The sequence below is a fragment of the Pontimicrobium sp. MEBiC01747 genome, from assembly GCF_053601635.1.
The window spans coordinates 1-1,122 of record NZ_JBSHNS010000006.1 but is presented as its reverse complement, the minus strand read 5'-3'; the positions used below and the strand labels follow the sequence as shown (position 1 = coordinate 1,122).

The window sequence follows — 1,122 nt, the reverse complement described above, 5'->3', positions numbered from 1 at the left end:
TTTGTTTCTTTAGTATTCAATACTCTATTTATTAAAGTGGTTCCATGTTTTTATTATCCCTTCACCAACTGAGAACTTTGGATTATAACCTAAAAGCTTTTTTGCTTTAGATATATCTGCTAAAGAATCTCTAACATCTCCTACTCTATTAGGCCCAAATTCGGCAGAAATATTCTTTTTAGCTGTTTTATTAATAGTATTCCACAAATAATTAACACTTATTCGCTCATTACAAGCTATATTAAACACTTGATTTTTTGCCTCTTTAGAAGCGAAAAAACTTTTTATATTTGCTTGCACTGCATTTTCAACATAAGTAAAATCTCGTGTTTGTTCTCCATCTCCATTTATTACAGCTCCTTTATTTGTTTTAATTGCCTCCATAAACAATGGTATAACTGCTGCATAGGCACCGTTAGGGCTTTGTTTAGGTCCAAACACATTAAAATAGCGTAGTCCTATAGTGTCTGTTTCATATGTTTTACCAAAAACGTCTGCGTATAGTTCATTTACATATTTTGTTACTGCGTAAGGTGATAATGGTTTTCCTATTTGATCTTCAACTTTAGGAAGCTTTTTACTATCTCCATACGTAGAACTCGATGCAGCATAGACCATTCGTTTTACCGTTTTACTATCTTTTAATGCAATCATCATATTTAAAAACCCTGAAATATTAACCGCATTGGTCGTTGCAGGGTCATTTATAGATCGTGGAACAGAACCTAACGCTGCTTGATGCGTTACATAATCCATACCTTTCATAGCATCTATACAAGTTTCTAAATCTCTTATATCTCCTTCTATTAACTCAAAATTAGAATACAATAAATACGGCTCTATATTTTCCTTATATCCATTTGAAAAGTTATCTAACACTCTAACTTTTTTTGCTCCATATTGCAGTAAATATTCTACAATATTAGAACCAATAAAACCAGCTCCTCCTGTAACTAAAAAACTAGAGTTAGAGATATCTTCTTCATGATACTTATTCATTGCTATATTTTTTATAATTATCCTATTTTAAATATTGATTTTAAACGTGATAAGAATGTATGTTTTACTTTATCATTTTCATGATATCCGTTACCATAAGCTCCATAGCCATAACCATAACCG

1 protein-coding gene is annotated in these 1,122 nt (G+C 31.1%); it reads right to left on the bottom strand.

From position 1 onward, the window contains the following. Nucleotides 1-24: 24 nt before the first annotated feature. Nucleotides 25-1,005 (bottom strand): SDR family oxidoreductase, encoded by a 981-nt coding sequence (locus ACVC2P_RS00055; RefSeq protein ID WP_452596450.1) that lies wholly within the window; start codon nucleotides 1,003-1,005, stop codon nucleotides 25-27. Between the last annotated feature and the right edge of the window lie 117 nt (nucleotides 1,006-1,122).